Genomic DNA, 17,164 nt, shown 5'->3' with positions numbered 1-17,164 from the left:
GGTTCCGTTGGGACCGGTCATTTCGATTCCATCACGGGCGTGCGTTGCGACACCCCATTTTCGTTGACGGCTTCTATGGAAAAATAATAGGGCAAGTCTTTGTCCATGCCTTTGAAGTAGTAGTCGTTCTGACCGTGTACCATAATGCAAGTATAAAGCTTGTCGGGCGCGATACCGGTGTAGATGTTGTAGGCGTAGGCCTTGTCGGAGGGCGTCCATTTCAGCCATGCGCTGCGTTTGTCTTTTTCGGTGCGCAACACTACCAGGCCTTTTACCATATCGGGCTTAGTACCAGCACCTTGTCCAAATACGCGCAACCCGCTGATGGCAAACTTGCCGGTGGGCATGTGCAGGTTTTCCAATTTTAAATAGCGCGTCCGGACGGGCTTGGGCAACTCGATGTAGTCGTGTGGCACGTCGGTTTTGTTCTGGCTTTTATCAACCAGCACCGTCCACTTTTTGCCATCCTGAGAGTGGTAGAGCTTGTATTGGTGATACGTACCTTGCTGTTTGCCAAGGAATTCGGCATCCTGATCGGCATAATTGATTTGGATGGCGTGCACCGTGCTGACGCTGCCGAGGTCGGTTTGGAGGTACTCGCCTTTGTTGCCGGTGGCCGCGCTCCAGTACGTTTTGATGCTCTCGTCGACGGCGTAATTGGGCAGGTAGCCGCCGAGCGTCGACGAGACCTGCACCGGCTTGTTATAGTTGAGCAGCATCCAGCCGGTAAAGCGGCTCTTCAAGTGGTCTTCGGGGCCAGTGGGCAGGTAGTGCGGATAGTCGCCGAAGGTCGTGTTGCTGTAGAGCGTGCCGTCTTTATCAAAGCCGGCGGGCCAGAGGCCGAGGCGGCGCTCGAAGTTGTTCTTCACCGCAATCACCATCGTGGACAGGTGCCACCAATTGCCCCACACATCCTGAAACGTATTGCCGTGGCCTGCCCCGCGGGCAAAACCACCCGGCTTGTACGCAAAGGGGTTGTGAGGCTGCGGCCGGAACGGCCCCAGCGGTTTGTCGCTGACTTGCACGCCGTCGGCGTAGCCGCTAAATTCGGTGCCGGGCGCGCCGTATTGGAGGTAATACTTGCCGTTGTACTTGGTCATCCAAGCCCCTTCCATAAACGGGTCGAGAAAGGTATTGTCGAGGTATTCGCCGAAGCGCTGCCAGCCAAACTGCGCGTCGTTGAGCTTAAACATCTCGCGGCGCTCGCCGATGGGCGCGAAGGTTTTGCGGCTAATCTGCTGACCGTAAAGCGGATACACATTGGAGCTTCCCCAGTAGAGGTAGAGCTTACCGTCGGTATCAAGGAAAAAGTCCGGGTCCCAGGCACCAATCTGAAACGGGTCGACGGCTTTCTTCCACTCGTTGGCCTTCGGGTTGGTGCTCATCCAAATCGGAAAGTTCTTCTCCTGCGTCGAACCGTAGACCAGCAGCGTATCGCCAAGCACAAACACCGCGGGCGCGCACAAGTCGTCGTATACTTTGTGCTGCGGCTCCAAAAACGACTTCGACACGAACTTCCAGTTGTACAGATCGTGGCTCCACCAGTAGCCCCATTGATTGGTCGAGAATAGGTAGTAATCGCCTTTGTATAAGGTAATTACCGGGTCGGCGGTGGCGCGGTGCTTACCGGCTTCGGCGAAGTTGGGGATGGGCGTGTAGCCGTAGTCCAGGTTGAGCGGGTTGCAATACGTCAACTGCTTCTTATTCAACATACCCTGCGCAAATAATTGATTATCAATTATTTGCAAACAGATGATAAGCAGCAGAAAACAACAAAGTCGTTTCATAGACAAGCGTTACCACATCGCCTGTCATCCTGAGCTTGCGAAGGACCTTATCACGCTAAAACAAAGCGGGTTTGCAAACGTGATAAGGTCCTTCGCAAGCTCAGGATGACAGATTTGTAAGTGAGAGGTGAAGTTTAGCAGCCATATGTGAACCTACTTACTGATCTGTGGGCTTTCAAAACCCAGGGTTTTCAGGCCGCGCTGCACATCCGGCGAGCTCATAAACAGCTTCCACAGCAGGCCTGTCCGGTAGTTCTCGATCATGCCCACAATCGGGCCTTGGTCGATGGCCAGATGCGATTTGGCGTACCAGTTGTGCTGCTCGCTAAAGCCGTCCACGAAGCCGTATTCACTCCAGATCTTGTCGCCCAAGTCGTTGTAGAAGTGCTTGAGGGCCAGCATCGACTGCTCCGGCGCATAAGGCATGGCCGAAAGTGCTGCCGTGGGCGAAATCACGCCTAAGTCCTCTTTGGGATTGTGGGCGGCGTAGCCCTGGTAGCTGTCGGAGGCGGTCAGGCCCCAGCTGTTTTTGCCGTAGCCCTTGTATTTCTTGGGGTTCTCGACGCAGTAGGTGTAGTTGATGAGCGTGTGGTTCTGGTTCTGCTGCCAGTAGTCGGCATACTGGTCTTTCAGGCCGTGCGGGTTCAGGCCCAAAAACGAGTAGTGCGTAAAAAACAGCGGCCCGCCAAAGTCCGGCCCGAGCGGCAGCTTGATGTTGTAGTACTCTTTGCCGTTGCGAAACTCGTTGCCGGTGGCCCAGCCCTGGTCATACACTTTCTTATCGATGGCGTATTTGGGCGACGAGGCCGCCAGCACGTAGGTGATGAGGCACTCGTTCCACCCGTGAATCTGGTGGTTCATGCTCCAGCCGTTGTTGGGGCTCCAGTGCCAATACAGCACGTTCTGTCCGCCTTGCGTGTGCCAGTTCCACTCGACGTTTTCCCACATCCACAGAATGTGGTTGCGCAAGTCTTTTTCGAGTGTGCTTTCGCCCGTAAAGTACTGACGGGCACAGATCAGCCCTTCAAACAGAAAGGACGTTTCCACGATGTCGGCGCCGTCGTCTTTCTGCCCAAAGCGGATTACTTTGCCCGTGGCGCCATTATACCAGTGCGGAAACACCCCGTGAAACGAATCGGCTTTTTCTAAGAACCTGACAATCTTGTAGATACGCTGCGCGGCCTGTTCGCGGGTGATCCATTTGCGGTCAGCCGCCACGATAATGGCCATGATGCCGAAGCCCGTGCCACCTGTGGTAACTACTTCATTACCATAATCATAGGCAACGTTGCTGCGCTCGCGGGCCATGCCGCTGACCGGGTGGCCAAAGTCCCAGAAATACCGAAACGTCTGGCGCTGCACGAGGTCCAGCAACTGCTCGTCGGTGAGGTTACGGGGCCGCTTGGTGGCATCAAACTTAGCGGCGACAGGCGCTTTTGAAGAAGCGGGCTTTTGCTGGCTATGCCCAAACCCCGGCAGCAGCAGACACAAAAGGACTAAGATTTTTGCTTTCATACACGAGTGCAGGCAACTGCATGAGCAGGACTAAAAACTAAGGCTAGAGCTAGCAATTCCCCTCCTTTTTTTCAAGGAGGGGTGCCCGAAGGGCGGGGTGGTAAAGTCTTTGAACGAAGACTAATTCTAGCTTTCTAACTTTAGCTAACCACCCCGGCCTCCGGCCACCCCTCCTTGAAAAAAGGAGGGGAACTTTCTAACTCTAGTTTTGGCTATTTGCTATCTTCTTAATAACCAGGGTTTTGCGTCAGCTGACCGCCGCTGAGGTCAATTTGCGCTTGCGGGATTGGGAAGAGCTCGTTCTTACCCTTTGTGAACGTTTTGCCCTGGGCCGCGAAAATCGGGACGATGCGGCCGGGCTGCACGCTTTCTTGGCGCACCAAGTCAAAGAAGCGATCGTGCTCAAGCGCCAATTCTACGCGGCGCTCCTGCCAGATTTGCTGGAGCGTGGGGGCCGCAATGGGCGCCAAGCCGGCGCGGGCACGCACCAGATTCAGGTTGGTAGCGGCCGTGCTGGCGTTGCCGATTTGCAGCGCGGCCTCGGCGTTGATGAGCAGCACCTCGGCGTAGCGCAACACCCGGATGTTCTTGGGCAGGAAGTCATTATTGCCGCAGTTGGGCTCTTTGGTGCGGCTGTGGTAGGCTTTGTAGCTGTACCGCGAGCCTTGCACGGAATCTTGGCTTGGCACGCGGAAGCCGTCCCAAAGCACCGTGCCCGTCGAGCGCTGCCCGGCCGGGGCCGTTGGGTTGATGAAAATGATGGAGCCGGCTTTGCGCAGGTCGTTGGGCTCGTAGGCATTCACCAGAGCCGTAGTCGGCGTGTTGAAGCCAAACCCTAAGTCGGCCCAACCACCTTTGCCACCCGAGCGCGGTCCTTGGCAGACCACGTATAGCTCCACAGCCGAGTTGTTGCAAGAAGCATTGACGCCCGTTTGGACTTCAAACACCGACTCGGAGCTGTTGGCCCCCGGTGTCCGCCAGATGTCGGCGTAGTTTGGGTACAAAGCATACGCCCCCGACTTACCCGTAATGATTTCGTTGGTCAGCTCGTAGGCTTTCTGGTAGTTCTTCTGATAGAGATACACCTTGGCCAGCATTCCCTGCGCAGCCGCTTTCGTAGCCCGGCCGGTTTGAGTGGCCCCTTTCAGCGGCAGGTTGTCAACAGCAAATTGCAAGTCGCTGACAATGAACTGATAGATATCAGCGGCGGTAGCGCGCTTCTGGAATTCGGGGCTGTTGATTTCCGAGGTAGCCGGTACCCGGTCGAGCTTCGGAACGCCGCCGAACAAGCGCACCAAATTGAAGTAGAAGTAACCCCGCAAGAAGCGCACTTCCCCGAGCAGCCGGTTTTTGGTTGCCTCCGGGGCCGGGCTCAGCGGGATTTTGTCGAGGGCCTGGTTGGCACGCGATATGGCTTGGAAGTAGCCGTTCCAGCTGTTGTTGATGGTGCCGTTGGTCGAGGTCAGCGTGAAGTTGTCCACGCCAATGGCGTCGGCGTAGTCGGTAGGCGTGCTGCCTTTGTCGGCGTCGTCGGAAGCAATGTCCGTCAGGATAATATACTGAAGACCATGCACATCGGGGCCAAACCCACCTAGGTACATGACGTTGTACACGCCATCGACGAGCTTTTGGGCGGCCGTGGGGTCGGTGCGAATGGCGTCTTCGCTAAGCTGGGCCTGCGGCGCGACTTCCAGAAAATCTTTGCAACCGCTGGTCAGGGCCAGGGTCAGGGCAAGAGCGGCCGTGCCGGTGCGGCGCAGTAAGGTAGAGGGGATGATAGGAGACATCGGCGTAGCTTATTTAAAGTTGACGTTCAGCCCCAGCGTGAGGGTGCGGCTAATGGGATAAGTGCTGGCTTCGATGCCCGAATCCAGCGGGCCACCCGACAGCTCGGGCGTAAAGCCGCTATACTTCGTAATCGTGAACACGTTCTGGGCCGCCGCAAACACGCGCACGGAAGCCAGATGCAAGCGCTCCAGCGACGTACCCGGGACTGTGTAGCCGAGCACCACGTTGGTCAGCCGCAGGAAATCGCCTTTCTCCAGGAAGTACGTCGAGTTGGGCATGCTGCTCATCAGGGCGCGCGGCTGAGAGTTTGAGGGGTTGCTAGGCGTCCAGCGGTCGCTGGCGAAGCTGGCTTCTACGTTGTCGGTGTTGGTGGTGCGAAGCTGCTTTTTGGCGTTGTACACCTTGTTTTTCAGGTTGCCCGAAAACACGAAGGAGAAGTCCACGTTCCGCACGTTCAGCCCGCCGTTGATTCCGTAGTAGATCGGCGGCTGGTACGAGCCAAAGTACGAGCGGTCCTTCAGGTCGATGGTGCCGTCGCCGTTGGTGTCGGCGTACTTCAGATCACCGATTTGGGGCGTGCCGAAAGTAGATTTGGGGGAGCTGGCAATTTCGTCGGCCGTCTGGTACACCCCAATGGCCTTGAGCAGGTAGAAGCTGCCGGCCGCAACGCCGTTGTCGGAACGCGTCACGAGGTTGGTGCCCCCAAACAGCGCCTGCCCACCGTTGAGGTTGGCGATGCGGTTTTTGTTGAAGGTGGCGTTCACCCCAAAGTTGTAGCTGAAGTCGTTGCCGTCGCCGATGTTGGCGCGCCAGTTCAGGCCCGCCTCTACGCCTTTGTTGGTGATATCAGCAGCATTTGTAATCAACTGATTATCAGGATCTCCCAAAATACCCGGAATATTAATCGGAATCAGGGCGTCGGTGGTGCGCTTGCTGTAGTAGGTCACTTCACCGGTCAGGCGGTTGTCCATCAGGCCAAATTCCACGGCGGCGTCGTACTCGGTGGTAGTTTCCCAGCGCACACTGTTGTCTTTGAGCTGGGTAATGGTGGCACCCAGCGTAGGCGTGCCATTAAAGACGTACGGAATGTTGGAATTGGCCGTCAGAATGTAGGAGTTGGCCGGAATCTGGTCGTTGCCGAGCTGGCCGTAGCTGGCGCGCAGCTTCAGGAAGTTGACCATGCTGTTGTCCTTCAGGAAGTCCTCATCCGACACTACCCAGCCCAGGCCCAGCGAAGGGAAGAAGCCGTTGCGGCGGTTGCTGGCAAACTTCGAGGTGGCGTCGTGGCGCAGGTTGGTCGTGAACAGGTAACGATCTTTGAAGGCGTAGTTGATACGACCCAAAAACGAAATGCGCCGGTCTTTGGAAGGCAAATACGGATCGGGGTTGGTCGCATCGACGAAGTTGTTTACCGACGTGTTCGGGTCGCCCGTGTTCAGGTACCACTGGTTGGGGTCGGCGGGCACGCTCTTGCGGGAAGCCGAAAACGGCGTCGTTTGCCCTTCCTCCGTCACCGTACCAAACAGCACCGTCAGGTTGTGCTGGTCGTTGAAGGTCTTCTGGAAGGTGGCCGTGTTTTCCCAGAGGTAGCGGTACGAATCGGTCTTGGTAATGGCCAGGTTGCTGAGCGGGTTGCGTTGGTTGCCGCCGGCGGTCAGGAACGTCGCTTCATCGTTGATATACTGATAATCGTAAACGCGGCGGTTGCTCGCGATCAGGTCCACGTTAATGGCCGAGCGCAGCGTGAGCCAAGTTACCGGCTTTACGTCGATGCCGACGTTGCCCTGTAAACGATTCTCCAGCAGCTTGTTATTGTTTTTTTCGATATCCAGAATCGGGTTGCCCACGTTGCCGAAAGCCGAGGTGTTGCCATAGCGTCCGTCCACCTTCGAGGGGATGATGGGCGCCGCCCGATAAGCATTGCCATAAGCCGACCCGATGTTTACCTCGCGGGCGTCGGCGTGGCTAAAGGATGCCTGCGAGTTGATGGTAACCTTGTCGGACAGCGTAAAGGCCGTGTTGGAACGCACCGTCAGCCGCGAGAACTTATTGTTGATGACAATGCCATCGTCTTGGAGCAAATTACCTGAGAAATAATACTTTACGTTCTCACTTGCCCCCGACACTGCCAAGTTGTGGTTCTGATAGGTGCTGCGGCGCAGGATCTCTTTGTACCAGTTGGTCGTGCCCTTATATGTTGGGAGCACGGTCGAAGGCGAGGTGTCTTTGATGTAGCTGGCATACTGGTCGGCGCTGGCCATGTCTACGAGGTGGGCCGCCTGCTTGAAGCCGCCGGTTCCGCTGTAGCTCAGCACCGGCTTGCCCAGCTTGCCTTGCTTCGTGGTGATAATGATTACGCCGTTGGCGCCGCGCACCCCGTAAATGGCTGCTGCTGAGGCATCTTTGAGCACGTCAATGGAGGCAATGTCGGCGTTGCTCAGGTTGCGGATGTCGGTAGTTTGCACCCCATCTACCACGTACAGCGGGTTAGCGCCGGCCAGCAGCGTACCCGTACCCCGAATCCGCACCACGGGCTGCGAGTTGGGCGTGCCATTGTTGGTGATCTGCACGCCCGCGATTTTGCCTTGCAGGGCTTGGGTGGGCGTCTGCACGGGCTGGTTCACTATTTCGGAGCCTTCTACCCGTGCCACGGCGCCGGTCAGGTCGCGCTTGGCCTGCGTACCGTAGCCAACGACCACCACTTCGTTAAGGGTCTTAGTATCAGGGGCTAGCGCGACATCTATGGTAGTGCGACCGCCCACGGGCACCTCCTGGGTAGTATACCCAATGAAGGAAAATACCAGGGTGGCGCCTTCGGGCACCGTGAGCGTGTATTTGCCATCAGGGTCGGTTTGAGCGCCGTTGGAAGTGCCTTTCACCACCACGTTTACGCCGGGCAGGCCCGCGCCTTTTTCATCAACCACGCGGCCGGTCACCGTTGCGTCGGCAGTTGCATCGGCTGGCTTAAGGATGATGCCGTCGTTGAACAGCTCGTAGTTGATTTGCAGCGGCGTGAGCATGTCGCGCAGCACCACGGCCAGCGGTTGAGCCACGGCATTTACCGAAACCCGGCGGCTAGCGCTAAGTAGCTGGGGGCTGTATTGAAAATGGATATTGGCCTGGCTCTCAATTCTTTCGAGAACGGCTTTCACTTTCTCTTCCTTGGCTTGCAGCGTAATAGGCAGCTTCAGCACGCGCTGGTCGGGAAGGGAGGGATGCGCGGCGGCCACGCCCGTAAAAAGGGCAAGGCACAGCACCTGCAACAACGCTAGTCGTCTGAGGCACAGCAAGAAACGTGGGTGTTGTAGAAACGAGGTCATACGGATTAGGGGATTTTTAGTGAGCATTCACTACAGCGGTAAGATTCCGTTTGCGTGCCAACTGCACCGGAAGAGAGGCATTATGCCGAGCGACAAGCATGAATTGGGGTTGGGCCGGAAACGTTTGCAGGTTCATCTATTCATAGGCAAAAGGAATGTAGGACAGGTGCGCAGGCTGACAAGCAAAATCCTTATTGCGTCTGCTAGCCTGCGCACCTGCACAAGTATTTGATTATCAGTTCCGTTGCTAACAGCCCCCAGCACTTTGCAGAGCACGGCCGGCTTCTCGTACAACACGTCATGGTTGAGTACGGGGTTTACGGTGCAGTTGGCAAACGCGGCTTCATCGTACACATTAGCCCCGCCATAAGCGCATTCAAGCGCCTGTAGCACCTTTGCCCAAGTCGCGTACAGCTTGCGGGGCGTAAAGCTTGCTTCGGATGTCAACGACATTAGCGGCGGGTAGTATTCTATAACAAATGACAGATTTTTTGGAAGTATTTCCACCTTCCTGTGGCGTTTGTTATATACGTGCCGAACCGATTTTGGAGCAGTTTTGACTTAAAAAGTTGCAATTGCCCTGCACGGCTGCGCGGGCTTTGCTACTTATCGTCCTTTTCGGGCGTGCTGCGCACGAAAGCGCTGTGGCGCGGCACTGGCATGGGGCTGTCCTCGCCGCGCACGGCGTGCCAGATGTTTTCGTTGAAGGGCACATCCGGGACAGCGTCTTCCCGGGAGAAGTCGTATTTCTGTGCCTCGCGCGAGCTTTTGTTGAAGGCAGTGTTGCGGGAGTCGAGATCGATGCGGGCGGGCTTGAGCACGTAAGGGCGGGCGTCGGGAGTGGTTGTAAAGCATTCCCAGAGGGGCGTGGCGGCTGCATCATACTGACTCATGGGCGGCAGCCCCAAAATCAGCTCTAGCGTGCGCAACATCCCCGAGGTCGAGAACATAGTGTGAATCACGGCGTTGCGCTTCACAAAAGGCCCGGCCAGATAAGCAGTCGAGCGGTGGGCATCGACGTGGTCGGGGCCATTTTGGGCGTCGTCTTCCAGCACCATCACCACCGATTCTTTCCAGATCGGACTCTTCGCCAAGTGCTCGATGATACGACCTAAGGCCAAATCATTGTCGGCGGCGTAAGCAAGGGGTGTCCAGGCGCCCGGCTTGGCCCCGGCGGTATGGTCGCTGGGCAGACGCAGAATCTGGAGGCGCGGCACCGTACCGGCCGCCACAAACTGGTCGAACTCCCGCTCCCACACCTTCTCCCGATCCACATCCCGGATTTTCATATCAAACCCCGGATACTCAGGTGCATAGCGCCCGCGCAGTGACTTGCTGGCTTTGCCGCCAAACACAAACTCGCCGTAGCTACGGAAGCTCACGCCGGCCCGCTCGCAGTAATTCCACAAAAACCCGTCTTTGGGTTCGGCTACCGCCCCACGGCCACCCTCGTAATCGTAGTTGCCGCCGCGGTCGCTGTAGTTGCTGGGCCAGGTTTTTTCCACGTAGTCGGTGGCATAGGCGGCCATGCTCCAGTTGTGGCCGTCGGCGCTCACTTCGGCGTCGGCGTAGAAGTTATCGAGCAGCACAAACTCGCGGGCCAACGCGTGGTGGTTGGGCGTCACATCTTCGCCAAACAGGCACAGCCGCTTGTCGCCGTTGCCCTCGGGCATATCGCCGAGCACTTGGTCGTAGGTGCGGTTTTCCTTGATGATGTAGAACACATATTTGATGGGCGAAGGCTCTCCCACCCGGCGCGGCACCGGGTTGCCGGCGGGTACATCGGGCTGCTGTTCGCGGGCTTTGGTGTAGGGCGTGTTGGCGTACACCTGCGCCGAATAGCGCGTCAGAGCTGCTTCATCAGGAATGGGTATTACTGATAATGAGCCTTTTAGCAATCCGCCAATGTATTGCGGGGCCTTGCCTTCGCCAATCTGGTGCATGGGATCAGGGCCGTCTTGATTATTGGGCAGGGAAGCCGTGCCTTTGCCGTTGGTGACGAGCAGCGTTTTGCCGACGGTTCGCACGGCCGTCGGGTACCAGCCTGTCGGGATGAAGCCCAGAGACCGGCTCGCGCCGAGCATTTCCACGTCAAATACGGCCACGCAGTTGTTATCCGCGTTGGCAATGAACAGCCGCTCTTCGTCGGCCGAAAGCGCCACGCTGTTGGTGGTGCTGCCGGTGGGGGCATTGGGGAAAAGTGCCGCCGAAAGGGTTTCGGTTACGCGCTGGGTACGGGTATCGATTACCGACACGGAATTGCTGTTGGCATTGGCCACAAACAGCCGCCGCCCATCACGGCTCAGCACCATATCATTGGGGTGACTTTCCACCGGGATAGTAGCTGTAATGCGCTTTTGTTCAGCACTATACACTGTAACGCTGCTGCCGCCCCATTGCGAGATGTACAGTTCTTCGCCGCGCGGCGCGAGCACTACCGTGTAGGCCTCGCTGCCCAGCTTGGTGCGTCCGGCCACAGCGCGGGTGCGCAAGTCGATGGTGTAGAGGGCACTATCCTCGCGGGTGACGGCGTAGAGCAATTGCCGGCGCGCATCGACGGCGAGGCCCGTAATGCCGATGTTGGGCTTGCCGGGCTGCGGCCGGTCTCGCCACGGAGGCCCGAGTACGATGGCGCTGTCGGGCAGCAACCTGTTGTTTTCAATCCGAAAGCAGTGAATCAGGTTCTGCTCGCCACCCGAGGCGTATAAGGTCTTTTCCTGCGGCCCAAAGGCCAAGCCCAACCAGGCGGCGGACACGACCTTCTGATCGAGCACTTTCCCCGACGGCGTTTCCAGCAGCTGAATAGAGTTGGGACCGTAGCCGTTGTTGGTGACGGCCGCCAGCTTGCCACTGGGCGCCACAACCAAGTTGAGCGGCAAGTCGCCGAGCGGCGTTTGGGTGCCGGCCGGCGAAAGCTTCCAGCCGTTGGGCAGCAGCGTTTGCGCAGTGCCGGCCACCGGGCCCGGTAGCACAGCTTTTCCGACGTGAGTAGCAGGCGTACCAAGGCGCGACGCTGATAAGCACCCAGCCAAAGCTAACGTACTTACCACCAATGTTTTATGCAAACGCATACGCAGAAGGCTTAAGTCTTTGGCAAGATACGTCGCTAAAGCATCTGTGCCACAGCCTGTTAGCTGCGCCCTTTCGTTACTTTCAGTAATTTCTGGCCGCGCAGTAAAATCTTGATACTGCGGCGCTTAACAGAAATATCGGCCTGCGCCAACTCGTCTTCGTCGAGGCGGTATTTGTAGGAGGCAATGATGTCTTTGTAGGACAGCACGCCCGCTACCTTTTTCCGGTTTTCGGCCACTACCACCGGCAGCACATCCACGTTGGCGCGGGCCATGGTGGCCACGGCCGTCCGCAGCGAATCGGTATCGAGCACCGAAGTCGGCTTGTGGCTAATCAGCGTGTGGATGGGTGCTTGCCGGTCCTGCACTTTCCCGTAGAGATCGGCGAAACTGACAATGCCTTTGAACTCGCCTTCGTTGTCGACGATCACAAAGTAATTGTCGGCGCGGGTTGGCTCTTGCTCGAGCCACTGGCACACTTCCTCTATTGTATTGTCGGCGCTAATTGTCAGGCTGCCTTCGCGCAACACTTGCCCTACCCGGATTTTTTCGAGCATGTCGGGCTCATACGAATCGGGCGTTTTGACGCCGCGGCGAGCAATTTTTTCAGTCATGATGGTGTTGTCCATCAGGAAGAATGACACGAAATATGAGCCCGTGCAAGCGCCCAGCAGCGGCAGCAGCGCGTGCGACTGGCCAGTAGCTTCCACGGCAAACACGATCGACGTAAGCAAAGCCCGCGAGGCCCCCGCAAACATGGCGGCCATGCCCACCAGCGCGGCCATCGGCACCACAATTTCGGAGCCGGGGAAAAAGCGTAGAATCACGCCGCCCAGCAAGGCACCGGTAGCACCGCCAATGGTCAGCAGCGGCGCCAGCGTGCCACCCGACGTGCCGCTGCCCAAGGAAATGGCCCACGACACAAACTTCAGGAAACACAACGACAGCACCACTTGCAGCGTGAGGTTGCCGGAGAGCAGGTCGGTGATGTTTTCGTAGCCCACGCCCAAGGTGCGGGGGGCAAAATAGCCGACCACTCCCACGGCCAGGCCGCCCAGTGCCGGCCACCACATCCAATGGATAGGCAGGTGTTCGAACTGATCCTCAATGAAATACACCAACTTGGTAACCGCTACCGAAGCCAAGCCGACGACTAAGCCAATAAAGCTGTAAGTAGCCAAAGCAATATTACTCGGGGTGTCGAGCAAGGGCATCCCGAATGCCGGGCCGGACTCAAACAGCAGGTGATGGCCCGCCGCGCCGGTTATACAGGCCAGCGCCACCGGCAAAATAGACCGGGGCGAAAACTCAAACAGCAGCAGCTCAATGGCTAGGAAAATCGCGGCGATGGGCGTCCCGAAAATGGCCGACATGCCCGCCGTAGCGCCCGCCGCCAGCAGAATTTTGCGTTCGGTGTGCGTAATTTTTAGGGCTTGCCCAATGGAGGAGCCAAAGGCGCCGCCCGTGGCAATAATGGGTCCTTCGGCACCAAACGGGCCACCCGTGCCGATAGAAATGGCCGCTGATAACGGCTTCAGAAACATCACGATAGGCTTGATGCGGCTCTTGTTGGTCAGGACTTGCTCCATTGCTTCCGGGATGCCGTGCCCCCGAATCGCCTTGGACCCGTACAGCGCCATCAGGCCCACAATGATGCCCCCGATAGCGGGCAACACAATCACGAAAGCGCCCAAATGATTGCCGGCCGGGCTATGGTATTGCACCGACGACTCGCCGTAAAACGCCAGATTCGAGACCCAGTTGATTAAATACACCAATCCCTTGGCGACAAAGCTGATCACGAAGGCAATCGCGACGGCCAACGCCGATATTCGAAGCAAGCGCTGCTTGTCACGAACGCGTTTGGGATGGATGTTTTCGGCTTCCAAAGCAGGCACTAAGGAAGTAGCAATGGGGATTCTGGAATCAGGTACAATCATTTTTGCCGAACGACTTATTTAAATTATAAATGTTCATTATCAAACACATAGCTCAGGGCTATGGCATTTGCTGCGTATTGCTGGCTACCTACTTAAACGCCGTTGACGAAAAGTGGACGCGCCGGAAGAAAGAATAACGCGGCTGGCCCCCGTAAGGTGCTGTAAGACAGCCATATTCATGGACCGCCACAAATTGCCACGGAGACCTGTGCTGTGCATGAAGCACCGATCGGAGATGAGCGCAAATATGTACAACATATTGATAGTCAATTTTTTATGCAACAATAAAATTGCTTCGCTGTTGCTTGGCTTCTTTTCAGAGGGGCGGCTTAACCCTCTTGGCTGGGCGTCGTATTAAGGAGCAACATTCTTACCTGTTGCCTACTGCTCCCGTTATGTTTGACGTCGTCGATTACCCCAACCGCAACCTACTGGCCCTGACCATTTCGGGCACACTCAGCAAAGCAGACTACGATAGTTTTGTGCCCCTGATTGATCAGAAAATAGAACAGTGGGGCAAGCTCAATCTGTACCTGGACGTGCGAAGCTTCGATTATATCACTGCCAGCGCCCTTTGGGAAGACATCAAACAGGACGTCAAGCACTGGAACGACTTTCATCGCGTAGCCATCACCAGCGACGACAGTAACCTGCTCAAAGCCGCTGCCGCGCTCGGTACGTTGGTCAGCTCGGCCGAGATCCGGCATTTTCCGCTGGAGCACAAGGAGGAAGCAATTGACTGGGCCTTGGGCGCCGAAAAAGCCCCAGACGTGCATACCGAAGAGATTCACAGTTCGTAAGCCGTCGGTCGGCGCAAAACCGTTTACTTCAGGCTCCCAACTTTTGCCCGGCCGTCGGCCGGGCTTCTTTGCATGTCCTTGGCTTTGCCTGCGCGCCCTGTAACTTCCACTGCTACTCACCGGCCCGAACTCGATACGTTTCGGGCGGCGGCAGTATTGCTGGTCATCTGGGAGCATTGGCTGCCAAGCAGTTGGGTGCCCTTCGATACGGGTGGGCTGGGGGTTACGGGCTTTTTCGTGCTGAGCGGCCTACTCATTACCGGAATTCTGCGCCGGGCGCGGTCCGCTGCGGGCGCGGGGCGCTGGCAAGTGCTAAGTCCCTTCTATGTGCGCCGGGCGTTGCGCATTTTGCCAGCTTATTACTTAGTCGTCGGGATTTCGTGGGTATTGCGGCTGAGCTTCGTACGCGAGCATCTGCCGTGGTTTGCGCTGCACGGCGCTAACTTTCTGTTTTTCATGCAGTTGTCTTGGGGTGAAGGTACGGGCCATTTGTGGTCGCTGGCCGTAGAGGAACAGTTCTACCTTGTCTGGCCCTTGCTGGTATTGCTGGTACCGGTGCCGCATTTTCGTACGTTGTTGGGGCTGTTGGCCGTGCTGGGGCCGCTGGTACGCTGGGCGTTGCTGTACGCTACAGGCACCTCTTTCGCCCTGATTCTGCCTCCGGCCTGCCTCGATTTGTTTGCTATAGGCGGGCTGCTGGGCCTTGTGCTTGAGCACGTTAGCTGGCCGGCGGTGCGGTGGACGGGCGTGGGCGTGGCGTTGCTGGTGGCCTATCTTTTTCTGGAAAAATTGGGTGGCGCGGGACGGCTTATCTTGGGGCCAACACTGCAAGCCGGGGCAGCGGCGGGGCTACTGGCGGCCGCACTCAGCACCACGGCCCCGCGGGCACGCCGGCTGCTTACATGGCCGGCTTTTGTGTTTTTGGGGCGTATCAGCTACGGGGTGTATCTCTATCATCTTATGTTGCCTGTGCTGCTGTACCGGGTGTTGCACCGCGGGGGCATGAGCCTCGCCGGTGGTGCTTATTATCAAGCCCTCATGGACTGGGGCAAGTCGGGGTGGCAGGTGCTCCCGATGCTGGCAATTTTGGTGGCAGTAGCTGCCTTTTCGTGGCGCTTTGTGGAGCGGCCAATTCGGGAGCTGGGCCGTAGGTGGCAATACCCTGCTAAGAACCAAAAACCAGCCTCAACACGATAAAAACAGCGAAAATTTTCTGCCATTTGGTGAAACCTAGCCGAAATTAGCCTACGTAAAATACGCGTCGTCAAGACTAGTAATTCACTCTTTAAAGACTTACTACCATGGCTATTCAGAAGTATCAAGACTCATTTTCGGACATGATGCCGACGAACTTTTCGTCCATGCTCGACCGCTTCTTCAACGACTCGATGGCCTCGCGCGGACGTGTTTCCAACTTCTCGCCGCAGGTAGACGCTTTTGAAACCGAGAAGGGCTACGAAATCGAAGCTTCGCTGCCCGGCCTGAAGCGCGAAGACATTAAAGTCGACTTTCATCAGGGCCGGCTCACGATCTCGGGCGAGCGGCAGTTTAAGAACGAGCAGAACGACCGCCGCTACCACATTGTGGAAAGCTCTTACGGGTCGTTCCAACGTTCCTTCCAACTCCCTGATACCGTGAACCCTGGCCAGATAGAAGCCTCGTTTGAAGACGGCGTGCTGCGGGTGCACGTGCCCAAAGACGAACAGAAAACCATGCGCCATCAGATCCAAGTCAAGGGCGGCCAGAGCGCTTCGGGCAGCGGCCAGATGTCGGAGCGCATGGGCCAGCAAGCCACCGATATTCCGGTGCAAAGCAGTGAGTCGGGCGACCAGTCCAAAGGCCGTTCCTCTAAAGACAAGAGCAGTCCCTCAAGCAGCAAACAAGGCCAAGAAGTCGGTAACGGCCAAGGGGCCAACAACGACCTGGACCGCCGGGGCGTAGGCTCTTGATAATCAGACAGTACTAACACAAACCAAAAAGGCGCCTCGCAGGAGGCGCCTTTTTCATTCGGTGGGATTGGGATCGGGAGTCGGTTCTACCACGGTTTCGCCGCCCGCGCCCAGCGCAGCCAACGTCAGGGGGCCTTCATCAACGATGAGGAGCTGCGCGCTGAGGCCCGCTTCCAACAAATCCTGCACCAGCCCCTCGCCTGCCGCTTCGGGCGTATACGCATCGGCTGTAGTGGCTACCACCGTCACCGGGCGTTCGGGCAGGCCAACGAGCGTCGCACGCCGATCAATTTCGGGCGGAAACACGGCTGCGTACAGAATCAGGCGCTCGTAGGTGAGGCGATTGCCGGCCAGCCAGCGGCAGGCGGCGGCGGCCCCGTGCCCATAGCCAAGCACCGTTACGGGCGTATCGGGCGGACACGTAGCCAGCACTTCGTCGGCCAAGGCATCGAGGTACGTGGTGAGGTCGGTGAAGTCGGGGAGCAGATCGCCGGCTGCAAACCACGCAGCCCCCACGCGGCGCTGGCCGTCTTCGTCGGGTGGCAGGGCGTAGCGCGACAGGGCCTCGGGCAAAATCAGCAGGCGTTCGGGCGTATCGAGTTTCTCCAGCTGCGCGGCTAGTTCGGCAACGGGCTGGCCTTCGCCGTGCAGGCAAAACCAAATGTGGCGCACATCGGGGCCGGCCGGGCCGAGGCTATAATAGCGGGCGGTGCGCGTGGTGGCAAAAGTAGTAGGCTGCATAGGCAAGGGGCTGAGTATCGTAAGAACGTTTTACCGCTGTATACGCAAGATGGGCCCAGAGGCGAGAAGAGCCCCTACCCTTGGCTTTTTGCAAGAAAATCGGTGTCACTTATCCTGCCATTATGACCACAAACAGCTAACAGCGAGCCTTTTCAGCCCGCCAAGATGACGCAGAAAGCGTAACAAAAACCATTCTTCTTGGCTGGTACAAGATTTGATTTAAGGAGCCCGTACTAAGAGAGGAAAACCAAAC

Annotated in this window: 10 protein-coding genes; 3 read left to right on the top strand and 7 right to left on the bottom strand. The window is 57.4% G+C overall.

What is annotated here, in order from left to right:
- Positions 1–17 precede the first annotated feature (17 nt).
- From H9I52_RS19545 to H9I52_RS19520, 6 genes are all read right to left on the bottom strand, one after another.
- A complete protein-coding gene (locus H9I52_RS19545; RefSeq protein ID WP_187455228.1) occupies positions 18–1,787 on the bottom strand; it encodes a family 43 glycosylhydrolase in 1,770 nt (589 codons plus the stop codon).
- 153 nt (positions 1,788–1,940) lie between these two features.
- Positions 1,941–3,302: a glucoamylase family protein gene (locus H9I52_RS19540; protein ID WP_139515386.1), complete on the bottom strand. Its 1,362-nt coding sequence runs from the start codon at positions 3,300–3,302 to the stop codon at positions 1,941–1,943.
- Positions 3,303–3,529: 227 nt separating this feature from the next.
- Positions 3,530–5,089: a RagB/SusD family nutrient uptake outer membrane protein gene (locus H9I52_RS19535; RefSeq protein WP_187455227.1), complete on the bottom strand. Its 1,560-nt coding sequence runs from the start codon at positions 5,087–5,089 to the stop codon at positions 3,530–3,532.
- A 9-nt stretch (positions 5,090–5,098) separates the two neighbouring features.
- Positions 5,099–8,410, bottom strand: coding sequence for a SusC/RagA family TonB-linked outer membrane protein (locus H9I52_RS19530; protein WP_187455226.1), 3,312 nt, complete (start codon positions 8,408–8,410; stop codon positions 5,099–5,101).
- Positions 8,411–9,012: 602 nt separating this feature from the next.
- Complete coding sequence (locus tag H9I52_RS19525; RefSeq protein WP_187455225.1) at positions 9,013–11,481, bottom strand: bifunctional YncE family protein/alkaline phosphatase family protein; 2,469 nt, start codon at positions 11,479–11,481, stop codon at positions 9,013–9,015.
- A gap of 59 nt (positions 11,482–11,540) precedes the next feature.
- Positions 11,541–13,421 (bottom strand): chloride channel protein, encoded by a 1,881-nt coding sequence (locus tag H9I52_RS19520; protein WP_139515382.1) that lies wholly within the window; start codon positions 13,419–13,421, stop codon positions 11,541–11,543.
- A 395-nt stretch (positions 13,422–13,816) separates the two neighbouring features.
- On the opposite strand from H9I52_RS19520, the gene H9I52_RS19515 reads away from it, so the two are divergent.
- From H9I52_RS19515 to H9I52_RS19505, 3 genes are all read left to right on the top strand, one after another.
- On the top strand, positions 13,817–14,221 hold the full coding sequence (locus H9I52_RS19515) for an STAS/SEC14 domain-containing protein (protein ID WP_139515381.1): 405 nt from the start codon (positions 13,817–13,819) through the stop codon (positions 14,219–14,221).
- A gap of 72 nt (positions 14,222–14,293) precedes the next feature.
- Entirely contained in the window at positions 14,294–15,418 is a 1,125-nt protein-coding gene (locus H9I52_RS19510; protein ID WP_222940563.1) for an acyltransferase family protein, read from the top strand.
- Positions 15,419–15,522: 104 nt separating this feature from the next.
- Positions 15,523–16,170 carry an Hsp20/alpha crystallin family protein gene (locus H9I52_RS19505; RefSeq protein ID WP_187455223.1) on the top strand — a complete coding sequence of 216 codons (648 nt, stop codon included), beginning with the start codon at positions 15,523–15,525 and terminating at the stop codon, positions 16,168–16,170.
- Between the two features lie 54 nt (positions 16,171–16,224).
- Here H9I52_RS19505 and H9I52_RS19500 read toward each other — a convergent pair whose 3' ends face one another.
- Positions 16,225–16,911 carry an alpha/beta hydrolase gene (locus tag H9I52_RS19500; protein ID WP_187455222.1) on the bottom strand — a complete coding sequence of 229 codons (687 nt, stop codon included), beginning with the start codon at positions 16,909–16,911 and terminating at the stop codon, positions 16,225–16,227.
- Positions 16,912–17,164 lie beyond the last annotated feature (253 nt).

This window comes from Hymenobacter sp. BT491, from assembly GCF_014349165.1.
In the GTDB taxonomy this organism is placed as follows: Bacteria; Bacteroidota; Bacteroidia; order Cytophagales; family Hymenobacteraceae; genus Hymenobacter; species Hymenobacter jejuensis.
The sequence above is the reverse complement of the archived record's forward strand: the minus strand, read 5'-3'. Positions and strand labels throughout refer to the sequence as shown.